The following is a 335-nucleotide window of genomic DNA, read 5'->3' as shown; positions in this document are numbered from 1 at the left end:
GTCGTCTCGTCCGGACGCCCGACCACGGCCGCCTCCGCGACGAGCTCGTGCGCGACCAGCGCCGACTCGATCTCCATCGTGCCGAGCCGGTGGCCCGACACGTTCAGCACGTCGTCGATCCGGCCCATGATCGTGAAGTAGCCGGTGCCCTTGTCGCGCACGGTGCCGTCACCGGCAAGATAGAGCCGGCCGCCGAGCTCGTCGGGGTAGTAGCTTTTCTTGAAACGCTCCGGGTCGCCCCAGATCGTGCGGATCATCGACGGCCACGGGCGCTTGACGACCAGAATCCCGCCCTGCCCGTTCGGCACGTCCTGCCCCGTCTCGTCGACGACGGC

The 335-nt window shown here is 69.0% G+C and carries 1 protein-coding gene; it reads right to left on the bottom strand.

Translation table 11 applies throughout. The annotated features are described in order from the left end of the window. Positions 1-335 (bottom strand): AMP-binding enzyme (locus HWX31_RS34720; RefSeq protein WP_175934028.1); only part of this gene is annotated, 335 nt, incomplete at both ends.

This window comes from Burkholderia ubonensis (assembly GCF_902833085.1).
Lineage (GTDB): Bacteria > Pseudomonadota > Gammaproteobacteria > Burkholderiales > Burkholderiaceae > Burkholderia > Burkholderia ubonensis.
Note: the sequence above shows the minus strand (reverse complement) of the source record. Positions and strands in the feature narration are given on the sequence as shown.